The 19,137-nt window shown below is 71.9% G+C and carries 23 protein-coding genes and 1 tRNA gene; 9 read left to right on the top strand and 15 right to left on the bottom strand.

Annotation, left to right across the window (positions count from 1 at the left end; genetic code table 11):
* Window positions 1-31: 31 nt before the first annotated feature.
* The 4 genes from ACNTMW_RS31285 to ACNTMW_RS31270 all read left to right on the top strand — a co-directional run bounded on the left by ACNTMW_RS31285 (window position 32) and on the right by ACNTMW_RS31270 (window position 2,028).
* Window positions 32-562 carry a MauE/DoxX family redox-associated membrane protein gene (locus ACNTMW_RS31285; RefSeq protein WP_426637576.1) on the top strand — a complete coding sequence of 177 codons (531 nt, stop codon included), beginning with the start codon at window positions 32-34 and terminating at the stop codon, window positions 560-562.
* Window positions 559-1,263, top strand: coding sequence for a DsbA family protein (locus tag ACNTMW_RS31280; RefSeq protein ID WP_426637575.1), 705 nt, complete (start codon window positions 559-561; stop codon window positions 1,261-1,263). The genes ACNTMW_RS31285 and ACNTMW_RS31280 overlap by 4 nt, the downstream gene beginning before the upstream one ends.
* Before the next feature lie 78 nt (window positions 1,264-1,341).
* A complete protein-coding gene (bcp, locus tag ACNTMW_RS31275; RefSeq protein ID WP_426637574.1) occupies window positions 1,342-1,815 on the top strand; it encodes a thioredoxin-dependent thiol peroxidase in 474 nt (157 codons plus the stop codon).
* Window positions 1,816-1,944: 129 nt separating this feature from the next.
* A tRNA-Leu gene (locus tag ACNTMW_RS31270) sits at window positions 1,945-2,028 on the top strand.
* Window positions 2,029-2,051: 23 nt separating this feature from the next.
* On the opposite strand, the gene ACNTMW_RS31265 is transcribed toward ACNTMW_RS31270, so the two are convergent.
* From ACNTMW_RS31265 to ACNTMW_RS31240, 6 genes are all read right to left on the bottom strand, one after another.
* Window positions 2,052-2,405 (bottom strand): hypothetical protein, encoded by a 354-nt coding sequence (locus ACNTMW_RS31265; RefSeq protein ID WP_426637573.1) that lies wholly within the window; start codon window positions 2,403-2,405, stop codon window positions 2,052-2,054.
* Window positions 2,402-2,872 (bottom strand): hypothetical protein, encoded by a 471-nt coding sequence (locus ACNTMW_RS31260; protein WP_426637572.1) that lies wholly within the window; start codon window positions 2,870-2,872, stop codon window positions 2,402-2,404. The genes ACNTMW_RS31265 and ACNTMW_RS31260 overlap by 4 nt, the downstream gene beginning before the upstream one ends.
* Before the next feature lie 331 nt (window positions 2,873-3,203).
* The gene (locus ACNTMW_RS31255) at window positions 3,204-3,584 is read right to left on the bottom strand and encodes a helix-turn-helix domain-containing protein (RefSeq protein WP_426637571.1); all 381 of its coding nucleotides are present in this window, start codon (window positions 3,582-3,584) and stop codon (window positions 3,204-3,206) included.
* 185 nt (window positions 3,585-3,769) lie between these two features.
* Window positions 3,770-3,901, bottom strand: a complete 132-nt coding sequence (locus tag ACNTMW_RS31250; protein WP_426637570.1) for a hypothetical protein — start codon at window positions 3,899-3,901, stop codon at window positions 3,770-3,772.
* 85 nt (window positions 3,902-3,986) lie between these two features.
* Entirely contained in the window at window positions 3,987-4,838 is an 852-nt protein-coding gene (locus tag ACNTMW_RS31245; RefSeq protein WP_426637569.1) for a helix-turn-helix domain-containing protein, read from the bottom strand.
* A complete protein-coding gene (locus ACNTMW_RS31240; RefSeq protein ID WP_426637568.1) occupies window positions 4,819-5,337 on the bottom strand; it encodes a DUF6879 family protein in 519 nt (172 codons plus the stop codon). The genes ACNTMW_RS31245 and ACNTMW_RS31240 overlap by 20 nt, the downstream gene beginning before the upstream one ends.
* 376 nt (window positions 5,338-5,713) lie before the next feature.
* On the opposite strand from ACNTMW_RS31240, the gene ACNTMW_RS31235 reads away from it, so the two are divergent.
* The 3 genes from ACNTMW_RS31235 to ACNTMW_RS31225 are packed head-to-tail and all read left to right on the top strand — an operon-like array spanning window position 5,714 to window position 8,368.
* The gene (locus ACNTMW_RS31235) at window positions 5,714-6,313 is read left to right on the top strand and encodes a TetR/AcrR family transcriptional regulator (protein ID WP_426637567.1); all 600 of its coding nucleotides are present in this window, start codon (window positions 5,714-5,716) and stop codon (window positions 6,311-6,313) included.
* A complete protein-coding gene (locus ACNTMW_RS31230; RefSeq protein ID WP_426637566.1) occupies window positions 6,310-7,938 on the top strand; it encodes an isovaleryl-CoA dehydrogenase in 1,629 nt (542 codons plus the stop codon). The genes ACNTMW_RS31235 and ACNTMW_RS31230 overlap by 4 nt, the downstream gene beginning before the upstream one ends.
* Before the next feature lies 1 nt (window position 7,939).
* Window positions 7,940-8,368 (top strand): acyl-CoA thioesterase, encoded by a 429-nt coding sequence (locus ACNTMW_RS31225; RefSeq protein ID WP_426637565.1) that lies wholly within the window; start codon window positions 7,940-7,942, stop codon window positions 8,366-8,368.
* Here ACNTMW_RS31225 and ACNTMW_RS31220 read toward each other — a convergent pair.
* Window positions 8,365-9,102 (bottom strand): MOSC domain-containing protein, encoded by a 738-nt coding sequence (locus ACNTMW_RS31220; protein WP_426637564.1) that lies wholly within the window; start codon window positions 9,100-9,102, stop codon window positions 8,365-8,367. The two genes, ACNTMW_RS31225 and ACNTMW_RS31220, sit on opposite strands and share 4 nt — an antisense overlap.
* A gap of 107 nt (window positions 9,103-9,209) precedes the next feature.
* A complete protein-coding gene (locus ACNTMW_RS31215) occupies window positions 9,210-9,932 on the bottom strand; it encodes a cellulose binding domain-containing protein (RefSeq protein ID WP_426637563.1) in 723 nt (240 codons plus the stop codon).
* 510 nt (window positions 9,933-10,442) lie between these two features.
* On the opposite strand from ACNTMW_RS31215, the gene ACNTMW_RS31210 reads away from it, so the two are divergent.
* A complete protein-coding gene (locus tag ACNTMW_RS31210) occupies window positions 10,443-11,651 on the top strand; it encodes an allantoate amidohydrolase (RefSeq protein WP_426637607.1) in 1,209 nt (402 codons plus the stop codon).
* A 193-nt stretch (window positions 11,652-11,844) separates the two neighbouring features.
* On the opposite strand, the gene rdgB is transcribed toward ACNTMW_RS31210, so the two are convergent.
* From rdgB to murI, 7 genes are all read right to left on the bottom strand, one after another.
* A complete protein-coding gene (gene rdgB / locus ACNTMW_RS31205; protein ID WP_426637606.1) occupies window positions 11,845-12,450 on the bottom strand; it encodes an RdgB/HAM1 family non-canonical purine NTP pyrophosphatase in 606 nt (201 codons plus the stop codon).
* A gap of 2 nt (window positions 12,451-12,452) precedes the next feature.
* Window positions 12,453-13,178, bottom strand: a complete 726-nt coding sequence (rph, locus tag ACNTMW_RS31200; protein ID WP_426637562.1) for a ribonuclease PH — start codon at window positions 13,176-13,178, stop codon at window positions 12,453-12,455.
* Window positions 13,179-13,211: 33 nt separating this feature from the next.
* Complete coding sequence (locus ACNTMW_RS31195; RefSeq protein WP_426637561.1) at window positions 13,212-14,126, bottom strand: YihY/virulence factor BrkB family protein; 915 nt, start codon at window positions 14,124-14,126, stop codon at window positions 13,212-13,214.
* A 55-nt stretch (window positions 14,127-14,181) separates the two neighbouring features.
* On the bottom strand, window positions 14,182-15,513 hold the full coding sequence (locus ACNTMW_RS31190) for a glycosyltransferase (protein WP_426637560.1): 1,332 nt from the start codon (window positions 15,511-15,513) through the stop codon (window positions 14,182-14,184).
* The gene (locus tag ACNTMW_RS31185; RefSeq protein WP_426637559.1) at window positions 15,510-16,655 is read right to left on the bottom strand and encodes a glycosyltransferase family 4 protein; all 1,146 of its coding nucleotides are present in this window, start codon (window positions 16,653-16,655) and stop codon (window positions 15,510-15,512) included. The genes ACNTMW_RS31190 and ACNTMW_RS31185 overlap by 4 nt, the downstream gene beginning before the upstream one ends.
* Before the next feature lie 81 nt (window positions 16,656-16,736).
* A complete protein-coding gene (locus ACNTMW_RS31180) occupies window positions 16,737-17,486 on the bottom strand; it encodes an MBL fold metallo-hydrolase (protein ID WP_426637558.1) in 750 nt (249 codons plus the stop codon).
* A gap of 182 nt (window positions 17,487-17,668) precedes the next feature.
* Window positions 17,669-18,487: a glutamate racemase gene (murI, locus tag ACNTMW_RS31175; RefSeq protein ID WP_426637557.1), complete on the bottom strand. Its 819-nt coding sequence runs from the start codon at window positions 18,485-18,487 to the stop codon at window positions 17,669-17,671.
* 187 nt (window positions 18,488-18,674) lie between these two features.
* Here murI and ACNTMW_RS31170 point away from each other — a divergent pair, with 187 nt between their 5' ends.
* Complete coding sequence (locus ACNTMW_RS31170) at window positions 18,675-19,088, top strand: hypothetical protein (RefSeq protein WP_426637556.1); 414 nt, start codon at window positions 18,675-18,677, stop codon at window positions 19,086-19,088.
* Window positions 19,089-19,137 lie beyond the last annotated feature (49 nt).

The raw sequence follows: 19,137 nt of genomic DNA, 5'->3' as shown, positions 1-19,137 counted from the left end.
CACCCATAACGACCGTGATGCGGATCACTGTATGGAACCAGCGGTTCGAGGAGGGCGACCAACTCCGGTGAGCATCGCGCAGCGTTGGCCGCTGGTCCACCCGTGGCTGAGTACGGTCGCCCGGCTGGGGCTCGCCGCCGTGTGGCTGGTGGCCGGCGGGTCCAAGGTCGGCGACCTGGCCGCGTCCGGGCGCTCCGTGGCCGCCTTCAAGCTGATGCCCGTCGACCTGGCCCGCGTCGTGGGCGCCGCCCTGCCGTTCATGGAACTGGCCATGGGGGTACTGCTACTGGTGGGCCTGGCCACCCGGTTGGTCGCCGCCATCTCCGTGGCACTGTTGGCCGTCTACATCGTGGGTATCGCCGCCGCATGGGCGCGCGGGCTGTCCATCGACTGCGGCTGCTTCGGCGGCGGCGGGCAGCTCGCACCGGGCCAGCACCCCAACTACGGCCCCGACATCGCGCGCGACGTGGGGCTGTTGCTGGTGGCCGGGTTCCTGGTGGCGTGGCCGCGCACACGGCTGGCCGTCGACGAGTGGCTCCGGGTAGGAGAAGAGGCAGCATGAGTTCACGGGCCAACAAGAAGCAGGCCGCGCAGGTCGTACGCGAGCAGCTCGCCAGGGAGCGGGCCCGCGCCCGGCGGATGTGGGTGTCGATCGCCACCGTGGCGGTGCTCGTGATCGCCGGGCTCGCCGGCTGGGCGGTCTACGAGAGCCAGCGCGCGTCGAGCTACGCGACCCCCGCGCACGCGACCGCCAACGGCGACGGCCTGGTGATCGGATCGGGGCCGAAGACCGTCGAGGTGTACCTGGACTTCATCTGCCCGCACTGCAAGGACTTCGAGACCGCCGCCGGCGGCGACCTCACCCGGATGGCCACGAGCAACCAGATCACGCTGGTGTACCACCCGGTGGCGTTCCTCGACCGCGTGTCCACGACGAAGTACTCGACCCGGTCCGCCAACGCGGCCGGCTGCGCCTCCGACGCCGGGAAGCTGGCCGAGTACGTGAAGGTGCTGTACGCCAACCAGCCGCCGGAGGGCGGTGCCGGCCTCAGTAACGACGAGCTGATCCGGCTGGGGCACACCGCGGGGATCACCGGCTCGGGCTTCGACAGCTGCGTTCGCGACGGCACGCACAACACGTGGGTCCAGCACGTCACGGACGCCGCGGTCAACCGCGGCGTGACCGGCACGCCCACGGTGTACGTCGACGGCAAGGAGGTGCAGCCGACCCTGGCCGACGTCCAGCGGGCACTGGCCGGCTGACGGCAGGCGCCCGACGGGCCGGCGTACGCCCGGCCGGCTGACCGGCGGCCACCGGTCGCCGGCCGGTAGGTTGAGGCCATGACCACGACTCGGCTCTCCCCGGGCGACCGGGCCCCGGACTTCACGCTGCCCACCGCCGACGGCGGCCAGTTGGCGCTTTCCGACCTGCGCGGTCGCAAGGTCGTGCTGTACGCGTACCCGGCCGCCATGACCCCCGGCTGCACCACGCAGGCCTGCGACTTCCGCGACTCGCTCGCCTCCCTGCAGGGCGCCGGGTACCAGGTCGTCGGGATCTCGCCGGACAAGCCGGAGAAGCTGGCGAAGTTCGTGGAGCGGGACGCGCTGACCTTCCCCCTCGTGGGTGACGAGGACCGGTCGGTGCTGACCGCGTACGGCGCGTACGGCGAGAAGCAGAACTACGGCAAGACCGTGGTCGGCGTGATCCGGTCGACCTTCGTCATCGACGAGGAGGGCCGGATCGAGCGGGCGCTGTACAACGTGAAGGCGACCGGCCACGTGGCGAAGCTGCGCAAGGACCTGGGCATCGACTGACCCTTCCCGCGCGATCTCGGACACGTGTGCCGGCCAGGGGCCGCACAGGTGTCCGGGATCGCGGAAGGCGGCGACCCGCGAACCGGGGCGACACCGGTCGGACCGGCACCCTAGACTCAGGGACGCCGCGCGGGAGTGGCGGAATGGCAGACGCGCCAGACTTAGGATCTGGTGTCTTCGGACGTAGGGGTTCAAGTCCCCTCTCCCGCACCACCGTAGTCGCGCGAGACCGCGGATCAGTCGGTCTGCCTGGGGTGGCCGGTGCCGGCGTACTTGACCCAGCAGGTGCGGTTGTCGTGATCGACGAGGTACCAGATCCGCCCGCCGCCGGTCACCTCGTACTGCCACTGAGCCAGCACCTTGCCGGCGTGGGTGTCAGTGGCCAGCTGGCCCTTGAGGGGATGGTGGCGGGGCGTCGGCGGATGAGGACACGGGTCGGCCTCGATCGCGTCGTAGGCGGCGCGGGTGTTGGCAGCGGCCTGACGGCACAGCTCCTCCCAGCCCTTGGCCGCGTCGTTGGTGGCGAACCGCAGCGCGTATCCGCCAGGGCGCGGCGGCGGCGCGACCCGGTCACCTCGTTTGGCGTTCACCGGTCGGCCGGCCGGGGCACCGCCCCGAAGTCGCCGAGATCCTGGCCGGTCAGCGCGTGATACAGCTGCGGATCGGCGTGGATCTCGGCGGTATGCCGCCACTCGGTGAGCAGTTGCGACACCGCAGCGGTGTTACCGATCGCCGCGGCGGCCTCAGCGGTGGCCACGAACTCGTCCACCATGGCGCTCGCGTCGTCAACCGGCAGGAACCGCACCCACGGCAGCACCGTGGGCAGCACCTCGCGCACCAGGGCCGGATCGCGGCGCACCAGGCTGGCCAACAGCCGTGCGGTCAGGTCGACGACCTCCCCCTCCGCCTCGGCCCGGTCGGCGGACATCAGTACCAGATCGGCGGCGTCACGACGGCGCAGCCGCACGGCCCGCGCGCGAGTCAGGCGCGCGGCGGTCTCGGCCGGCTGGCGCAGCAGCTCTGAGAACGGCACGGACTCCGCAGGCAGACTCGTCACACATCAACACTACTTCAGAAGTCGGTACGGGCGCCAGCCGGAAGCTCTGCCCAACGGTGGCGATTCGGGCGTGTTCCGTTCGCGCGGCGCTTCAACGGCCACGGGCCACCGCCGTAGTGTCAGCGAACTACCCGAACCGCCTGCCGGTGTTCCCGCCACAGCCGGCAAGACCCGGACGCGCACCGGCAGCCGTGCGTACCTGGCGAAGGTCTGGTTCGCCGTACGCAGGCCCCTGCAGGGTTGCTCCGCACCGCATTCGAGGCAGCGACCGTCCAACCCGGCGGCAACGTGACGGTCCACCTCGGCTTGGGCCTGGTCGAGTTGTTTCCCCTCACACATCGGCGACGAGCGCCACCAACACGGGATGATCTGCCGGTACCACGACCACGACCATGCCCGGCCTGACGACGAACTGCACGAGCGCGTCCTTGGGGGGTTCGTCCGGCACCGGCACGAGGGCCGCTCCAGACGCCGACGGCCCGTCCTCTCGCGCGAAGGCGTCGCCTGTCGAGCGACGCAAAACGAAAAACCCAAGTTCGGAGTCGGTGGCCGCGCCGAGCACCGCGCGGAACGCCGCCCGGTAATCGGCTCGCGGCCAACGGTGCTCGCCTCGCTCCAACTTCCCTACGTAATTGCCGTCCAGGGCCACGACCCGACCGGTGGCGTTCAAGACGTGGAGGTTCAGCGCCTCGGCCAACTCCTGCCGGGACATCCGCCCATACCCCGCCGGGGATGGCAGCCGTAGCCGCGCCAGGCGAAGTGCCAGGTTCGGAGCGCGAACCCTCGTGCGGCGGGATGGCGTGACCGCGGTAACGGAGGCGGCACTCACAGCCTCTGCTCCTCGGGCTGGCTCGATGACCGTGCCCGGCTGGATGCGAGCGTTCACCGCTGCCCGGCCTACCGCCGAAGGTCCTCCGTGAACGCGCCGCACTGCGGGCACCAACGGCGGGACTGGCGGTAGATGAGACCGCCGGATACGAAGCCCACGACAAGGCCGATCGCGACGGCGATCGCGGCACTGATGATCATGGCATCTCCTGCCCAGCCCGGGACATTCCGCCATGACGCTAAGTGGCGGTGAGCTGGACAGTCCATGATGTTGCGAAAGGTTGCGCTACCCCAGCTCGCCAATGGTGCGCGTGATCAACGCCCGTGCCTCACGGCCATACACAGCGACCGCCTGCAGGTGCTCAAACATCCGGCCGTACAGCTCGATCTCGTTGGGCCGCGTGACCTCGATGCTCGCCGTGGGCGTCTCCAGCGCCACCAGGGAGTTGTCAAAAATCCAAAAGCCCGCGGAGGGCACCCCGGCCCGCTCGGTCATCATCGGCACGATGCCCACCGAGACGTTCGGTAACGACATCACGGCCAGCAGTCGGTCAAGTTGCCCGGCCTGGGTGGCAGCGTCGCCGAACCAGGTCCTCAGCGCCTGTTCTTCTACAACCACGGCAAAGCGTTTGCCACGCTGGTAAATCACGCGCTGGCGTTCCATCCGCGTCGCCACGGCCTCCTCCAGGTCGTTCGGCGTCTGCAGGAAGTCGATCCAGAACGACAGCATGGCCGCCGAGTAATCGGCGGTCTGAAAAAGGCCGGGAATGACGTTGTGTTCGTAAATGCGGAACAGTGAGGTTTGCTCATACAAGGCAACGGTGTGCGCGCCGAGTACGCGCTTCATGCCCGCCCGCGCCTGACGGCGGAACTCGAGATACGCGGACTCAACTGCCCGCAGCGTGGCGATGAGGTCGGGTATCTGTTCCTCAGCACCGCAGGCTCGGCACCAGTCACGGATGTCCTGATCGCTCGGCGGCTGAACACCGTGCTCGATCTTGCTGACGCGGGTGAAGTGCTGGCCGGTTGCCGCTGCCAGCGCCCGCCCCGTGAGGCCTGCGTCTTTACGCAGCTCACGGAGGCGGACGCCGAGCGCTTCTTGAGCTTGCCTGGCGGCGCTAGACGGGCTTGTAGTCACGGTGAGGGATGGCAAGTCGCCAGACGGCATCGAAGGCCGACCGGCACAGGTGAATGTCGGCGGGCTCGGTTGACGTCTGGTAGTCCGCGTTGAGGCCGTTGCCGCTGTAGATCAGGAAGACCACCAGACGGTCATCGAATACATAGAAGTCGTTGCCGGGGATGCCGATGGACGACACCAGGCGGCGAGGCACCCAGCGAATGTCCTCGCCCGCTTCCACCATCGGGTGAGCGATGCTGTGCGACCAACGTTGGTAGTCGCTCAGCGGTTCCGAGACAATGCGCGCCCGACGCACCGTCTTGCCCGCTGCCACATGACCGCGCAAGGTGTCGCACCAGTCCTGCAACCACGCAAGGTCGTCAGGCTCGCCAGCCGCCCACTTCGCCATGTACGGCAGTTCCACCGCCGTACCGTAGGCGTCACGGGTTTCGAGGTGGTCGCTGAAGTGCGCGAAGGTGCGCAGCAGCCGGCCGAACTCGGCCTCGCTGATCGAAATCATTTCCGCGTGAAGAACTGAAGCATCCTGTCGGGGATCTCCACACACGTCTCCCCCTCCGGGATGTCCATCTGCGCCAGGGCGTCAGGGTCGGTCACGACCCAGCCCTGCACCACCCAGCTCCCCGGTCGGTGCGGTAGACGGTCGGTGAGCCGGTCGGGTTGGAGTCCGGGTCTTTGCCCACGAAGGTTAGACACACGGTCGCCTCCTTGTCGCGCCGGTTGCGCGAAGTTGCGCTCGGCCCATGCTTGTTGGCGGGCTTACCGCACGTCAAGGCAGTTGCAATGATCAATTGGGGGTGGGGACGGAACAACCACTTCGGAGCATCCGTCGTCCCGGCACCTTGCCGCCAAGGATTGAATGATGGTTCAATTCTTGCATGGCGTACCGGAGCACCGACCGCGTGAAGGCGCGGCTGAGCGCCGCCCGGGACCGGATCGTCACCGCGGCCATGGAGATCATGGCCCAGGCCGGGTACGCCGGCTGCTCCGTCGCCGCCGTCGCCGAGCGCGCCGGGCTGGCCACCGGCAGCGTCTACCGCCACTTCCCCACCAAGGCCGACCTGTTCGCCGAGGTGTTCCGGATCGCCTCGCAGCGGGAGGTCGACGCGGTCTCCCGAGCCGCCGCGGTGGAGGCGAGCACGGCCGACCGGATCACGGCCGTCATCGAGACCTTCGCCGGCCGGGCGCTGAAATCGCCGCGGCTGGCGTACGCCCTGCTCGCCGAGCCGGTCGACGCGAGCGTCGACGCCGAGCGGCTGGTCTTCCGCCGCGCCTACGCCACCGTGATCGCCGGGCACGTCGCCGACGGCGTGGCCAGCGGCGAACTGCCCGCCCAGGATCCCGAACTGGCCGCCACCGCCCTGGTCGGGGCGCTGGCCGAGGCCATGGTCGGCCCGCTCGCCGCCGGGGTCGCCGGCCCCGGCACCATCCCCGGCCTCATCACTTTCGCCCACCGTGCGCTTGGAGTGTCGACGTGACCACACACGAGGTGTTCAACCAGGTACCACCGATGATCGGCTACGACGCGGCGGACGACCCCGCCCTGCTCGACGGCCTGGAGCGGGAAGGCGCCGGCTGGGCCGCCGCCGACCTGCACGACCTCGGCCGGCTCGGCGGCAGCGAGATGGCGATCGAGTGGGGGCGGCTGGCCAACGAGCACCCGCCGGTACTGCGCACCCACGACCGGTACGGCCACCGCATCGACTCCGTGGAGTTCCACCCCGCCTGGCACGACCTGATGCGCACCGCGGTCACGCACGGCCTGCACGCCGCCCCGTGGGCGGACGACCGCGCCGGCGCGCACGTCGCCCGGGCCGCCAAGTTCTACACCTGGCGCACCGACGCCGGCCACGGCTGCCCGATCTCGATGACGTACGCGGCGGTACCGGCGCTGCGGCACAGCCCCGAACTGGCGGCGGCGTACGAGCCGCTGCTGACGGCCGGCGAGTACGACTTCGGGCTGCGGGCCCCGCTGACCAAGCGCGGCCTGCTGGCCGGCATGTCGATGACCGAGAAGCAGGGCGGCTCGGACGTGCGCGCCAACACGACCACCGCGAAGCCGCAGGCCGACGGCAGTTACCGGCTGGTCGGGCACAAGTGGTTCACGTCGGCGCCGATGTGCGACGTCTTCCTCACCCTCGCCCAGGCGCCCGGCGGGCTCACCTGCTTCCTGGTGCCGCGCGTCCTGCCGGACGGCACGCTCAACCCGCTGCGGCTGATGCGGCTGAAGGACAAGCTGGGCAACAGGTCCAACGCCTCGTCGGAGATCGAGTACGAGGACGCGGTCGCCTGGCGGGTCGGCGACGAGGGCCGCGGGGTCCGCACGATCATCGACATGGTCAACCTGACCCGGCTGGACTGCGTCATCGGCGCCGCCGCCGGGATGCGCCAGGGCGTCATCACCGCCGTCCACCACGCCACCCACCGGCAGGCCTTCGGCCGGTACCTGGTCGACCAGCCGCTGATGCGCAACGTGCTCGCCGACCTCGCGGTCGAGTCCGAGGCGGCCACCGTGCTCATGATGCGGCTGGCCGGGGCCACCGACCGGTCCGCGCGCGGCGACGCCGGCGAGACCGCGTTCAAGCGGCTGGCCCTCGCCGTCGGCAAGTACTGGGTCTGCAAGCGCTGGCCGGGCCACGCCGCCGAGGCCCTGGAGTGCCTGGGTGGCAACGGCTACGTCGAGGAGTCGGGCATGCCCCGGCTGTTCCGCGAGTCGCCGCTGAACGGCATCTGGGAGGGCTCGGGCAACGTCGCCGCGCTGGACGTGCTACGCGCCATGACCAAGGATTCCCAGGTCGTGGAGGTGTTCACCGCCGAGGTGGCCGCCGCGGCCGGCGCCGACGCCCGGCTCGACGCCGCGGTACGCGCACTCCAGGCGGACCTGTCCGACCCGGCCGACCTGGAGATACGCGCCCGCCGCGCGGTCGAGCGGCTCGCCCTGGTCCTGCAGGGCGCGCTGCTGGTGCGGTACGGCCACCCGGCGGTCGCCGACGCCTTCTGCGCCTCCCGGCTGGCCGGCGACCACGGCCAGGCGTACGGCACCCTGCCGGCCGGCGTCGACTTCGCCGCGATCATCGCCCGTGCCACCCCGAAGGTGGGCTGACGTGGCCTTCTCGGTACGGATCGCGGTCCGCGGGTACGAACTCGACACCCAGGGGCACCTCAACTCGGCCGTCTACCACCAGTACGGCGAGCACGCCCGGTGGGAGTACCTGAAGGCAGCCGGCGTGACGACGGACAAGCTGCTGGCCTCCGGTGTCGGCCCGGTGCAACTGGAAGCCACGATCAGGTTCCTCCGGGAGCTGCGCGGCGGCGACGAGGTCGACGTGACCTGCGCGTTCGTCTGGGGCGAGGGCAAGACATTCCGGTTGGAGCAGGAGTTCGTCAAGCCCGACGGGACCCGCTGCGCGTCGCTGACGAGCGTCGGCGGCCTGCTCGACCTCACCGAGCGCCGGCTGATCGCCGAGCCGGGCGGTCACCTGCGCGGCCTCGCCACCGACCCGACGATCTTCGGCCTGCCGGCCACGGTCTAGCGGACCTCGACAGGATCCCCGACGGTGATCGACCCGACGCCGTCGGGGATCAGGTTCAGGCCGAACAGCAGCCCGGCCTCGAAGCGCCGGCGCCGGCCGAGCATGCGCAGTGGCTGCCCGGTCCGCTCGGCGGTCTCCTGGTCGATCGTGGTGACCACGCACCGACCGCACGGCTTGACCGCCCGGAACGTGACCCCGCCGATCCGTACCCGCCGGCCGAGCCAGTCGTCCTCGGCCCAGGCCGGCGCGCCGGTCACCACCACGTTCGGGCGGAAACGGGTCATCGGCACCGGCTCGTCGCCGGCCTCGACCAGCCAGTCGTTGAGCCCGTCGAGCGAGGCCGCGTTGGCCAGCAGCAGCGGGTACCCGTCGGCGAAGCTGACCCGGTCGTGGGCTTGCGCGTACTTCGGGCTGGGCGCCCGCCGGGTCGGGTCGTCGAGGTGGACCAGGCGCACCTTGCGGTCGAGCACGGCGGTCAGCCAGTCGTCGGCGGCCGGGCCGGCCGGCGCGGCGTCGACCGTGTCGCGCCACACCGTCACGGGCATCAGGTCGTTCCCGGTGGGCGCGGGCACCTCGAGGTCGGCCACGCCGGGCGCCCGCAGGACCAGCCCGCCACCGTCACCCGGGTGCGGCCGGACGAGCGCGAGCCGCGGCACGGCCCGCTGGGTCACGAACGTGCCGTCGGGGTCGACGACGAGCCAGCGCCGGTCGCCGGCCAGCCCCCACGGCTCCACGACGGCGTGGTCGTGGTCGAGCCGGTGACAGCTCTATGACCGGGTACGTGTGGATCGAGGCGAGGCGCATCGGCCAAGGATTCCACACCCTCGGACGACCGGGCCCCTCACGTGCAGTCGGCGTCGTTGACGGTGCATTCGTACGGCTCGTACTGGGCGGGCGCGGTGAGGTACGGGTTCTTGTCAGCGACGAAGCCGAAGACGATCTCACCACCGGGCGCGAGCGGTCCGCCGCGAAACGTGACCGTTCCGGCACGCCGGTCGGCGGTGGCGTTCCAGACCTGGCCGGTCACCCGTACCCCGACGGGCAGGGTGAGCCGGACCTCGAACGCCTGCGGCCGGTCCGAGGTGTTGGTGACCCTGACGTCGGCCACGTAGCCGACGTCCCAGACGCCACCGCGCCGGGTGGCGTAATGGGCCAGGATGGGCGACGGGGGCGGGACCGGTCGGGTACGCGGTGGCCGCCGGCTCGGCACGGCCGGGGCGCGGGGAGTCGGGGCGGGCGACGGCGTGGCGGGCGTCCCGGTCGGGGTGACCGGGAGCGGCGGTGGCACCGGGAGCACCTCGGCGGTCCCCACCGGGCTCGGTGTCGGGGTGGCGTCGGTCGGCGGGGCCGGCAGGACCGGCCGGGACGGCGGGGCCGGCAGGACCGGCCGGGACGGCGGGGCCAGCATGGTCACCGGCTGCCGCCGGGTGTCGCCGTAGCTCACCGCCCACCACGCCGCTCCCAGCAGGACACCCATCGCGATGCCGGAGGCCAGGAGCGCCCGCCCCGGAGTCCCGCTCCGGTCGGTCGATCCGTTGACCCCGGTGGCCAGGTGCTTACCCACGCGACCGGTCCTCTCTCCGGGCTGTCCGGCTCTCCGGGCTGTGCCGTGCGCACCACCTCTTCGGGCTGTGCCGTGCGCCACGACGCGAGAACCCTACGGTTCGGTACCCCCGACAGCCCAGAGCCGGCCGTGCGCGCAAAAACGCAATGCCGACGACGTTCACGAAAACGCAACGCGGCTGATGCCGGCGCCCTGCTGGCGTTCGTGCTGCCGCGGTACCCGAAGGAGTCCCGGGACATGACCCGAAGGAGTCCCGGGACATGATCCGGGAGGCCCACCACCTCGGCCTGTCCACCGGCTACGGCGAGCCGGACCGGGCGGGCCTGCGGTCAACGAGATGATGGCGTCCGGCAAGCTGACGGCACCCCGCTGGCCGCGCAGAAGATCGCGCGGGTACTGACCAGCGATCCGGGCATGGGCGTGATCCGGCACGTCGACGCCGGGGTACGAGGGTGCCGAGCAGGTCGCGGCCGCCCACGGGGTACGGGTACCGATACGGGAGGTCGAATGATGTCACCTGAACGCTTCGCCGCGCTATGGCGCTCGCTGGCACCGGTCGGTCGGGTCGGGCGGGACGGCGGGTACCTGCGCCGCTCCTGGAGCCCGGTGGACCTGGAGTGCCGCGAGTGGTTCGTCGAGGAGGCGCTCGACCGGGACCTCACGGTGGAGACCGACGGCAACGGCAACCTGTTCGCGTGGTGGGGCTCGCCGGACGCGGGCGAGGCGGTGGTCACCGGCAGCCACCTGGACTCGGTACCGCACGGCGGCGGCTACGACGGCCCGCTCGGCGTGGTGTCGGCGCTGCTGGCCGTGGACGAGCTGCGCGAGCGCGGCGTGACCCCACGCCGGCCGATCGGGCTGGCCGTCTTCACCGAGGAGGAGGGCGCCCGCTTCGGCGTGGCCTGCCTCGGCTCGCGCCTGCTCACCGGCTCGATCGACCCGGCACGGGCCCGGGCGCTGACCGACCGCGACGGGGTGACCCTGGCCGAGGCGATGACGAAGGCCGGACTGGACCCGGCCGACCTGGGCGCCGAACCCGACCGGCTGCGCCGCATCGGCGCCTTCGTCGAGCTGCACATCGAGCAGGGCCGCGCCCTGACCGACCTGGACGCGGCCGTCGGCGTCGCCAGCGCGATCTGGCCGCACGGCCGGTGGCGGATGGACTTCACCGGCGAGGCCAACCACGCCGGTACCACCCGGATGGCCGACCGGCGCGACCCGATACTGACGTTCGCCGCCGCCGTCCTCGCCGCCAACGAACAGGCCCGCCGGCACGGGGCACACGCGACGGTCGGCCGGGTCGAGGCGACCCCCAACGCCACGAACGCCATCGCCGCGACGGTCTCCGCCTGGCTCGACGCCCGGGCCGCCGACCCGGACACGCTGGCGTCCCTGGTGGACGCGGTCGCCCACCGGGTCGGCGAGCGCGCGGCCGGCGACGGTACCGGTTTCACCCTGACGGCCGAGTCCGACAGCCCGGTCGTCGAGTTCGATCCGGACCTGCGCGGCCGGATCGCCGCCCGCCTCGGCGGGGCGCCCGTCCTGCCGACCGGCGCCGGCCACGACGCCGGTGTCCTGTCCGGACACGTACCGACGGCGATGCTGTTCGTGCGCAACCCGACCGGGGTGTCGCACGCGCCGGCCGAGCACGCCACCGACGCCGACTGCGCGGCCGGGGTGAACGCCCTGGCCGACACCCTGGAGGAGCTGGCGTGCTGACCCGGTACTGGGCCGAGTACACCTGGCTCGCGGGTGACCATGCCGATCCCGGCGTGCTCATCGAGGTCGACGACGGGCGGATCACTGTCTGGGCAGCGACAGTCACGCCGTGATCGACCTGTTCGAGGAGGCCCGCACCGTCGAGCTGGACGAGCGGCTGCACACCGAGCTCCGGGGCACGGGTCGCGGTCGGTCAGCCGCCCGCGCGCTCCGTCTGCTGAACGACGATCTCGGCGAGCGCCCGCATGGCCTGCCCCCGGTGGCTGATCGCGTCCTTCTCCTCCGGCGTCAGCTCGGCGTTGGTCCGCGTGTTGCCGGTCGCCACGAAGATCGGGTCGTAGCCGAACCCGTTCTTCCCGCGCGGCTCGCGGATCAGCTTGCCGGGCTGGCGGCCGTGCGTGACGTACTCGCGGCCGTCCGGGAAGACCAGCGCCGCCGCGCACACGAACTCGGCGCCCATGTGCTCGTCGGGCACGTCGGCGACCTGCCCGAGCACGAGCCGCAGGTTGGCCTCGTCGTCGCCGTGCCGGCCGGACCAGCGGGCGCTGAACACCCCCGGCATCCCGTTCAGCACGTCGACGGTGATGCCGGAGTCGTCGGCGAGCGTCGGCAGCCCGGTCGCGGCCACCCCGTCCCGGGCCTTGAGCAGCGCGTTCTCCTCGAACGTCAGGCCGGTCTCGGGGGTCTCGGGGTAGGCCGGGACGTCGTCGAGGCCGACCAGCTCGACGTCGAGCCCGGCGGCGTCGAGGATGCGGCGCAGCTCGGTGAGCTTCTTGGCGTTGCGGGTCGCCAGCAGCATCCTCACGACAGCGCCTCCCGCTGGAGGCGGGACAGCTCGGCGCAGCCGGCCGCGCCGAGATCCACCAGCGTGTCCAGCTCGGCCCGGGTGAACACGCCCTGCTCCCCCGTGCCCTGGACCTCGACGAACTCGCCGGTGCCGGTGCAGACCACGTTCATGTCGACGTCGGCGACGACGTCCTCCTCGTAGCACAGGTCCAGCCGCGGCTCACCGCCGATGATGCCGACGCTGACCGCGCTGACCGACCGGTGCATCACCTTCTCCGGCGAGCTCTTCAGCGAACCGTTCTTGGCCAGCCACGACACCGCGTCGTACAGCGCCACGTACGCGCCGGTGATCGCCGCCGTCCGGGTGCCGCCGTCGGCCTGGAGCACGTCGCAGTCGAGCACGATCGAGTTCTCCCCCAGCGCCTTGAGGTCGACGCAGGTCCGCAGGCTGCGCCCGATCAGGCGGGAGATCTCGTGGGTACGCCCGCCGATCCTGCCCTTGACGCTCTCCCGGTCGCTACGCGTGGTGGTGGCGCGCGGCAGCATCGCGTACTCGGCGGTGACCCAGCCGAGGCCGGAGCCCTTGCGCCAGCGCGGCACCCCCTCGGTGACGCTGGCCGTGCACAGCACCCGGGTGCCGCCGAATTCGACGAGCACCGATCCTTCCGGGTGCATGCTCCAGTTGCGTTGCAGGGTCACCGGGCGCAGCTCGTCCGCCGCGCGTCCATCAGGTCGGGCCATGACCAACACCCTAGGCGGCCGGTCCGACGCTTCTCACGCCAGGCCGTTGTTCTTCCGGCGCGCGCTGACGTCGTCGTCGGGTACCTTGCGGTCGTCGCGCAGCGGCAGGTAGGGCTCCTGGTCCTCGGGGCGCATGCCGCCCTGGATGGCCCGGGCCCGCTCCAGCTCGGCGTCGAACTCGGCGCCCAGCAGGATCGCGATGTTGGAGATCCACAGCCACACCAGCGCCGCGATCACCCCGCCGAGGGTCCCGTAGGTCTTGTTGTACGAGGAGAAGTTCGCCGCGTACACGCCGAAGGCGGCGGAGGCGACCACCCAGATCAGCACGGCGAGCAGGCCGCCCGGGGTGATCCAGCGGAAGCCCGTCTGCTTGGCGTTCGGCGCCAGGTAGTACAGCAGCGCGAACGCGAGGCTGACCAGTACCAGCAGCACCGGCCACTTCGCGATGGACCAGACCGTGATCGCGGTCTGGCCGAGGTGCAGCGCCCTGCCGACGATCTCGGCGAGCTTGCCGGTGAACACGACGATGAAGGCGCTGACGACCATCAGCGTGCCGATCATGATGGTCAGCCCCACCCGCAGCGGCAGGGTCTTCCAGAACGGACGCCCCTCCGGCACGTCGTAGATCGCGTTGGACGCCCGCATGAACGCGCCGATGTAGCCCGACGCCGACCACAGCGCGCCGAGAACACCGACGATGGCCAGCAGTCCGGTGGGCGCGTGCTGGAGATTCCTGACCGCCGGGTCGATGATCGGCTTCGCCGTCGGCGGCATGAATTCCTGCAGGGTGTCGATGACGGTGTTGGTGGCGCTCGGGCCGAGGAGTCCCAGCGACGACACCAGCGCCAGCAGGCCGGGGAACAGCGACAGCACCCCGTAGTACGTCAGCGCCGCCGCCCAGTCACCGAGGTTGTCGACCTGGAACTGCTTGAACGTTCGCTTCAGCACGCCCCACCAGTTGGGCCTGGTCAGCTCGGTCGGGCCCGCCGGGCCCTCGTCCTGGTTACGTTCGAGCTGCCGCTGGGTCTCCTTCCAGTCGGTCTCCCGCTGCCGGTCCTGCTCTGGAGCCCGCTGACCGGCCTCCGGCTCCCGCTGCTCCTGCCGGGGTACCCGCTGGTCCTGGTGCTGGACCCGCTGGTCCCGCCGTGAATCTCGCTGCTCCACCGCGCGCTCCTTCTCCGGGTGTCACCACCTGGTGTTCCCGAAAATCGGCACGGTGAACCGTCAATGCGCCGCAATGAGTGGCGCCGTGCGCGGCGAGGAACCCGGCTGCCGAGGCCGGCCAGCCGAACCGCTCGGCCCGGGCCCGGGCGGCGGCCCGCCGCGCCGCCTCCGGCCTGGCGATGATCTCACGCACGCCTCGGGCGAAGTCGCCCCGCACGGCGACCCCGGCGTCGCCGACCACCTCGGGCAGCGCGGACGCCGCGTTGACGACCACCGGGGTGCCGCACGCCAGCGCCTCGAGCGCGGCCAGCCCGAACGTCTCGATCGGACCGGGCGCGAGCGCCACGTCCGCCGTGGCCAGCAGCGCCGCCACCGCGGAGCGGTCGTCGAGGAACCGGGTGAAGCGCACCGGCAGCCCGGCGGCCTGCTCGATCAGGCGCGGCCGCAGCGGTCCGTCCCCGGCGACGACGAGGACCGCGTCGACCCGGTCGCGGTACAGCGCGGCGAGCGCCGCCACCGAGCGCCCGGGCTCCTTCTCGGTGGACAGCCGGCCGCAGTGCACGATCAGGAGCTGGTCGGGACGGGCGTACCGGGCGCGGAGCGCGTCGTCGCGCGCCCCGGGGTGGAACAGATCCAGGTCGACACCGAGCGGCACCTCGACCAGGTTCGGCGCCGCGATGCGGCGGAACTCCTCGGCGGCCCAGGCGGTGGTACACACGATGCGGTCATAGCCGCGGGCGCTGCGCGCGTTGAACAGGTCGGCCAACCGCCGCGCGGCGGGCTCCGGCAGGCCGGCGACGCCGAGCAGGCCGGTGAGGCTCTCGTGGGAGACCATCACCGCCGGTACCTCCCGTTCGCGGGCCCACCGACCGGTCCAGCGCAGCGTGAACCGGTCGGAGACCTCCAACCGGTCGGGGCGCAGGTCGGCCAGCAGCCGCCCGAGCCGCCGGCGACCGAGCAGCACCCGATATCCGCCGGTGCCCGGCACCTCCGGGCCGGGCACCGTGATCACCCGCCCGTACGGGGTCAGGTCGTCACCGGCCCGCTCCCCCGGTACGACGAGGACCGGTTCGTGGCCGGCTGCCAGGTACCCCTCGCCGAGACACCGCAACGCGGTACGCAGGCCGCCCGAGCGGGGCATGATGAAGTTGGCCAGGCGCACGATTCTCACGCGGCGACCCCGACGCGGGTGCTCACCGGGCCGTCGAGGACGTCCGCGTAGTGCCCGATCAGCTCGTCGCCGACCGCGGCCCAGCTACGGCCCTGCACCGCCGCGCGGGCGTGGGCACCGAACTCGGCGCGCCGGGCCGGGTCGGCGACCAGCGCGCCCACGGCCTCGACGAGCGCGGCGGAGTCGCAGGGCGGCACCAGGTACCCGGTACGCCCCGGCTCCACCAGGTCCAGCGGCCCGCCGGTCGCCGGAGCGACCACGGGCAGGCCGCTGGCGAGGGCCTCCTGGACGGTCTGCCCGAACGTCTCGTACGGGCCGGTGTGCGCGAACACGTCGAAGCTGGCGTAGAGGCGGGCCAACTGGGCGCCCCGGCGCTCGCCGAGGAACACGGCGTCCGGCATGGCCCGGTGCAGTGACGCGCGGGCCGGCCCGTCGCCGACGATCACGACCCGTACGCCGGGCAGCCGGGTCACCGGTGCCAGCAGGTCCACCCGCTTCTCCGCCGCGAGGCGTCCGACGTAGCCGACGAGGACCTCGCCGCCGGGCGCGAGCGCGCGGCGCAGGGCCGGGCTGCGCAGGTCGGGGTGGAAGCGGCCGGCGTCGACGCCGCGCCGCCACAGCCACACCCGCTCGATGCCGTGCGCCATCAGCGCGGTCGCGGTCGCGGTGGACGGGGCGAGGGTACGGTCGGCGGCGTTGTGGATGCGGCGCAGCCACCGCCAGGCCGCCTCCTCACCCCAGCCGAACCCTCGGTACAGGCCGGCGTAGGCGGGGACGTCGGTCTGGAAGACCGCCACTGTCGGCAGGCCGAGCGTCCGGGACACGCCGGCACCCCGGGCGCCGAGGACGAACGGGCTGGCCAGGTGGACCAGATCGGCCCGGTGCTCGCGCAGCGCCGCCGCGATGCGCCGGCTGGGCAGGCCGAGGCGGAAGCCGGAGTAGCCCGGCGTGGGCAGCGAGGGAACCCGGACCACCGGGTACGGCAGGGGCCCGGTCACGGCGCGGCGGCCGGAGGCCGGCTGCGGGGCGACGACGAGCGGCTGGTGACCTCGGTTGCGCAGGTGTTCGGCCACCCGTACCACTGAGTGCGCGACGCCGTTGACGTCGGGCGGGAACGACTCGGTGATGATCGCGATCCGCATGACCTCACGGTGGGACGCCCTCGGGTGCGCCAGACCAATCGGCGTTGGCCGACGGGCGAAATGTGCGTGACGGTCCCGGTCTCAGATCTCGTACTGGCAGCCGGGGCGGACCACCTCGACCGGGCCGGCGAACGCCGCGGCGGCCGCTTCGACCGTGGACAGCTCGCTCCCCCACGCCGTCACCAGGTGGGTCAGCAGCAGCCGACCGACCCCGGCCTTGGCCGCGTGCTCGCCCGCCTCGCGGCCGGTGAGGTGCAGGTCAGGTGGGTTGTCCATGCCGTCGAGGTAGCTCGCCTCGCACAGGAACGTGTCGGCACCGTGCGCCAGCCGTACCAGCGCCTCGCAGCTCGCGGTGTCGGCCGAGTACGCCAGCACCCGGCCGCCGTGCTCGACCCGTACCCCGTAGGTCTCGACGGGGTGGTTGACCCGGTCGACGGCGACCTGGAACGGGCCGATCGGGAACGAGCCGGGCTGGAGGGTGTAGAAGGTGTACACGTCGTCGACCGGCCCCTCGGCGGGTCCGCCGTAGGCGGTCGCCAGCCGCTCCGGGGCGCCGGCGGGCGCGTACACCGGAATCGCCGGCAGGGCACCACCCGGCGCGTACCGCCGCGCCACCACGTACGAGCAGGCGTCGAAGATGTGGTCGGCGTGCAGGTGGGACAGCAGGATCGCGTCGACGGTGTACAGCCCCGAGAAGCGCTGGAGCGCCGACAGCGACCCGGTACCGAAGTCGATCAGCAGCCGGAACCCGTCGGCCTCGACCAGGTACGCCGAGCAGGCCGCCTCCGGGCCGGGAAAACTCCCGGCACACCCGAGCACCGTCAACCTCATGTCGCCGCCTCGCTCCGCTCGGCGACGCCATGAGCCTTCACGCCACTGAGCCCCTCGATTCGCTCGCTCCGCTCGCTCATGTCGCCGCCTCGCTCCGCTCGGCGACGCCATGAGCCTTCACGCCACTGAGCCCCTCGATTCGCTCGCTCCGCTCGCTCATGTCGCCGCCTCGCTCCGCTCGCTCATGCTGCCGCCTCCACCGGGGAGATCGGCGCGTCGCCGGCGACGCCGACCTCGGGGCCGATGAAGCGCCGCGCGAGGCGGCCGAACCGCTCCGGGTCGCCGGTGGCCAGGAACCGATGTGCCGGCGGCGGGGCGTCGTCGGGGCGTAGCAGGTCGCGCTCGGTCAGTATCCGGTAGACGTCCTTGGCGGTCTCGTCCGCGCTCGACACCAGCGTGACACCGTCTCCCATGACCAGCCCGAGGAGACCGGCGAGCAGCGGGTAGTGGGTGCAGCCGAGGACCAACGTGTCGACCTGCGCCTGCTGGAGGGGCTCCAGGTAGGCGCTCGCCAGCCCGAGGAGGACCCGGCCGGACGTGACGCCCCGCTCGACGAAGTCGACGAACTGCGGGCAGGCCGCGCTGTGCACGGTCACGTGCGACGCGGCGACGAACGCGTCCTGGTACGCGCCGCTGTTGATCGTGGCCACGGTACCGATGACGCCGATGTGTCCGTTGCGGGTGGCCGCGGCGGCGCGGCGGACGGCCGGGCGGATCACCTCGATCACCGGTACGCGGTAGCGCTCACGGGCGTCGTGCAGGCACGCCGCGGAAGCGGTGTTGCAGGCGATCACCAGCATCTTCACGCCCTGATCCACCATTTGGTCGAGGCACTGGAGCGCGTACCGGCGCACGTCGGCTATAGGCTTAGGCCCGTAGGGCACATTCGCGGTGTCTCCGACATACAGGACCTGCTCGTGCGGCAACTGGTCCAGGATGGCGCGAGCCACAGTCAGGCCACCGACGCCTGAGTCGAAGATCCCGATGGGCGCGTCCGTCACGCAGCGCAGCCTACGCCGACGACCCCATCTCTCTCGCAACATCACGCACCACATGTCGCCAACGTGACACCCACGCTCACCAGACTTCGATACCCGTGACACAAGGTCAACTAGCTCGTTGCAGTCAGTGAAGTCGTACCGTCGCGCTGTTCCGCGACCTCGGGTTCAAAAGGGAGGACTTTCGACCATGAGCGGCAAGTCCGCCACCACCTCGGCGGCGAGACCCACGTCCCGGTTCCACCCGGTCAGCGTTCGGTTCAAGCGGCTGCCCACGCAGCAGGAGGCCCGCGCGGCGCTGGGCGAGCTGCGGATGCCGGGCACTCCCGACCCGCAGCTACGGCTCCGCCGACTGCTCGGCGTCTGCGCCTGGGCGGGGACGCTCGGCTTCTTCGGGCTGATCATCGGCATGCGGATCGTGTTCGGAATATTCACCCACATCCCCGGGTGGTACCTGGCGGTCACGTTCACGCTGGGCCTGCCCGGCATCGCGGCCACCGTCGTCGCCTTCGCCACCCTCCACAAGGGCCGGCTGCCGTGGAAGCTGCTCGGCGTCGCCAGCGCCGCCGAGGCCGTCAGCTTCGGCGCCACCCTCCTGCTGTGACCGGATGATCCCCGAACGGCCGCGGCCCCTTCCGGCGAGTCGCCGGAAG

Source organism: Planosporangium spinosum (genome assembly GCF_049999945.1).
Lineage (GTDB): Bacteria > Actinomycetota > Actinomycetes > Mycobacteriales > Micromonosporaceae > Planosporangium > Planosporangium spinosum.
Note: the sequence above shows the minus strand (reverse complement) of the source record. Positions and strands in the feature narration are given on the sequence as shown.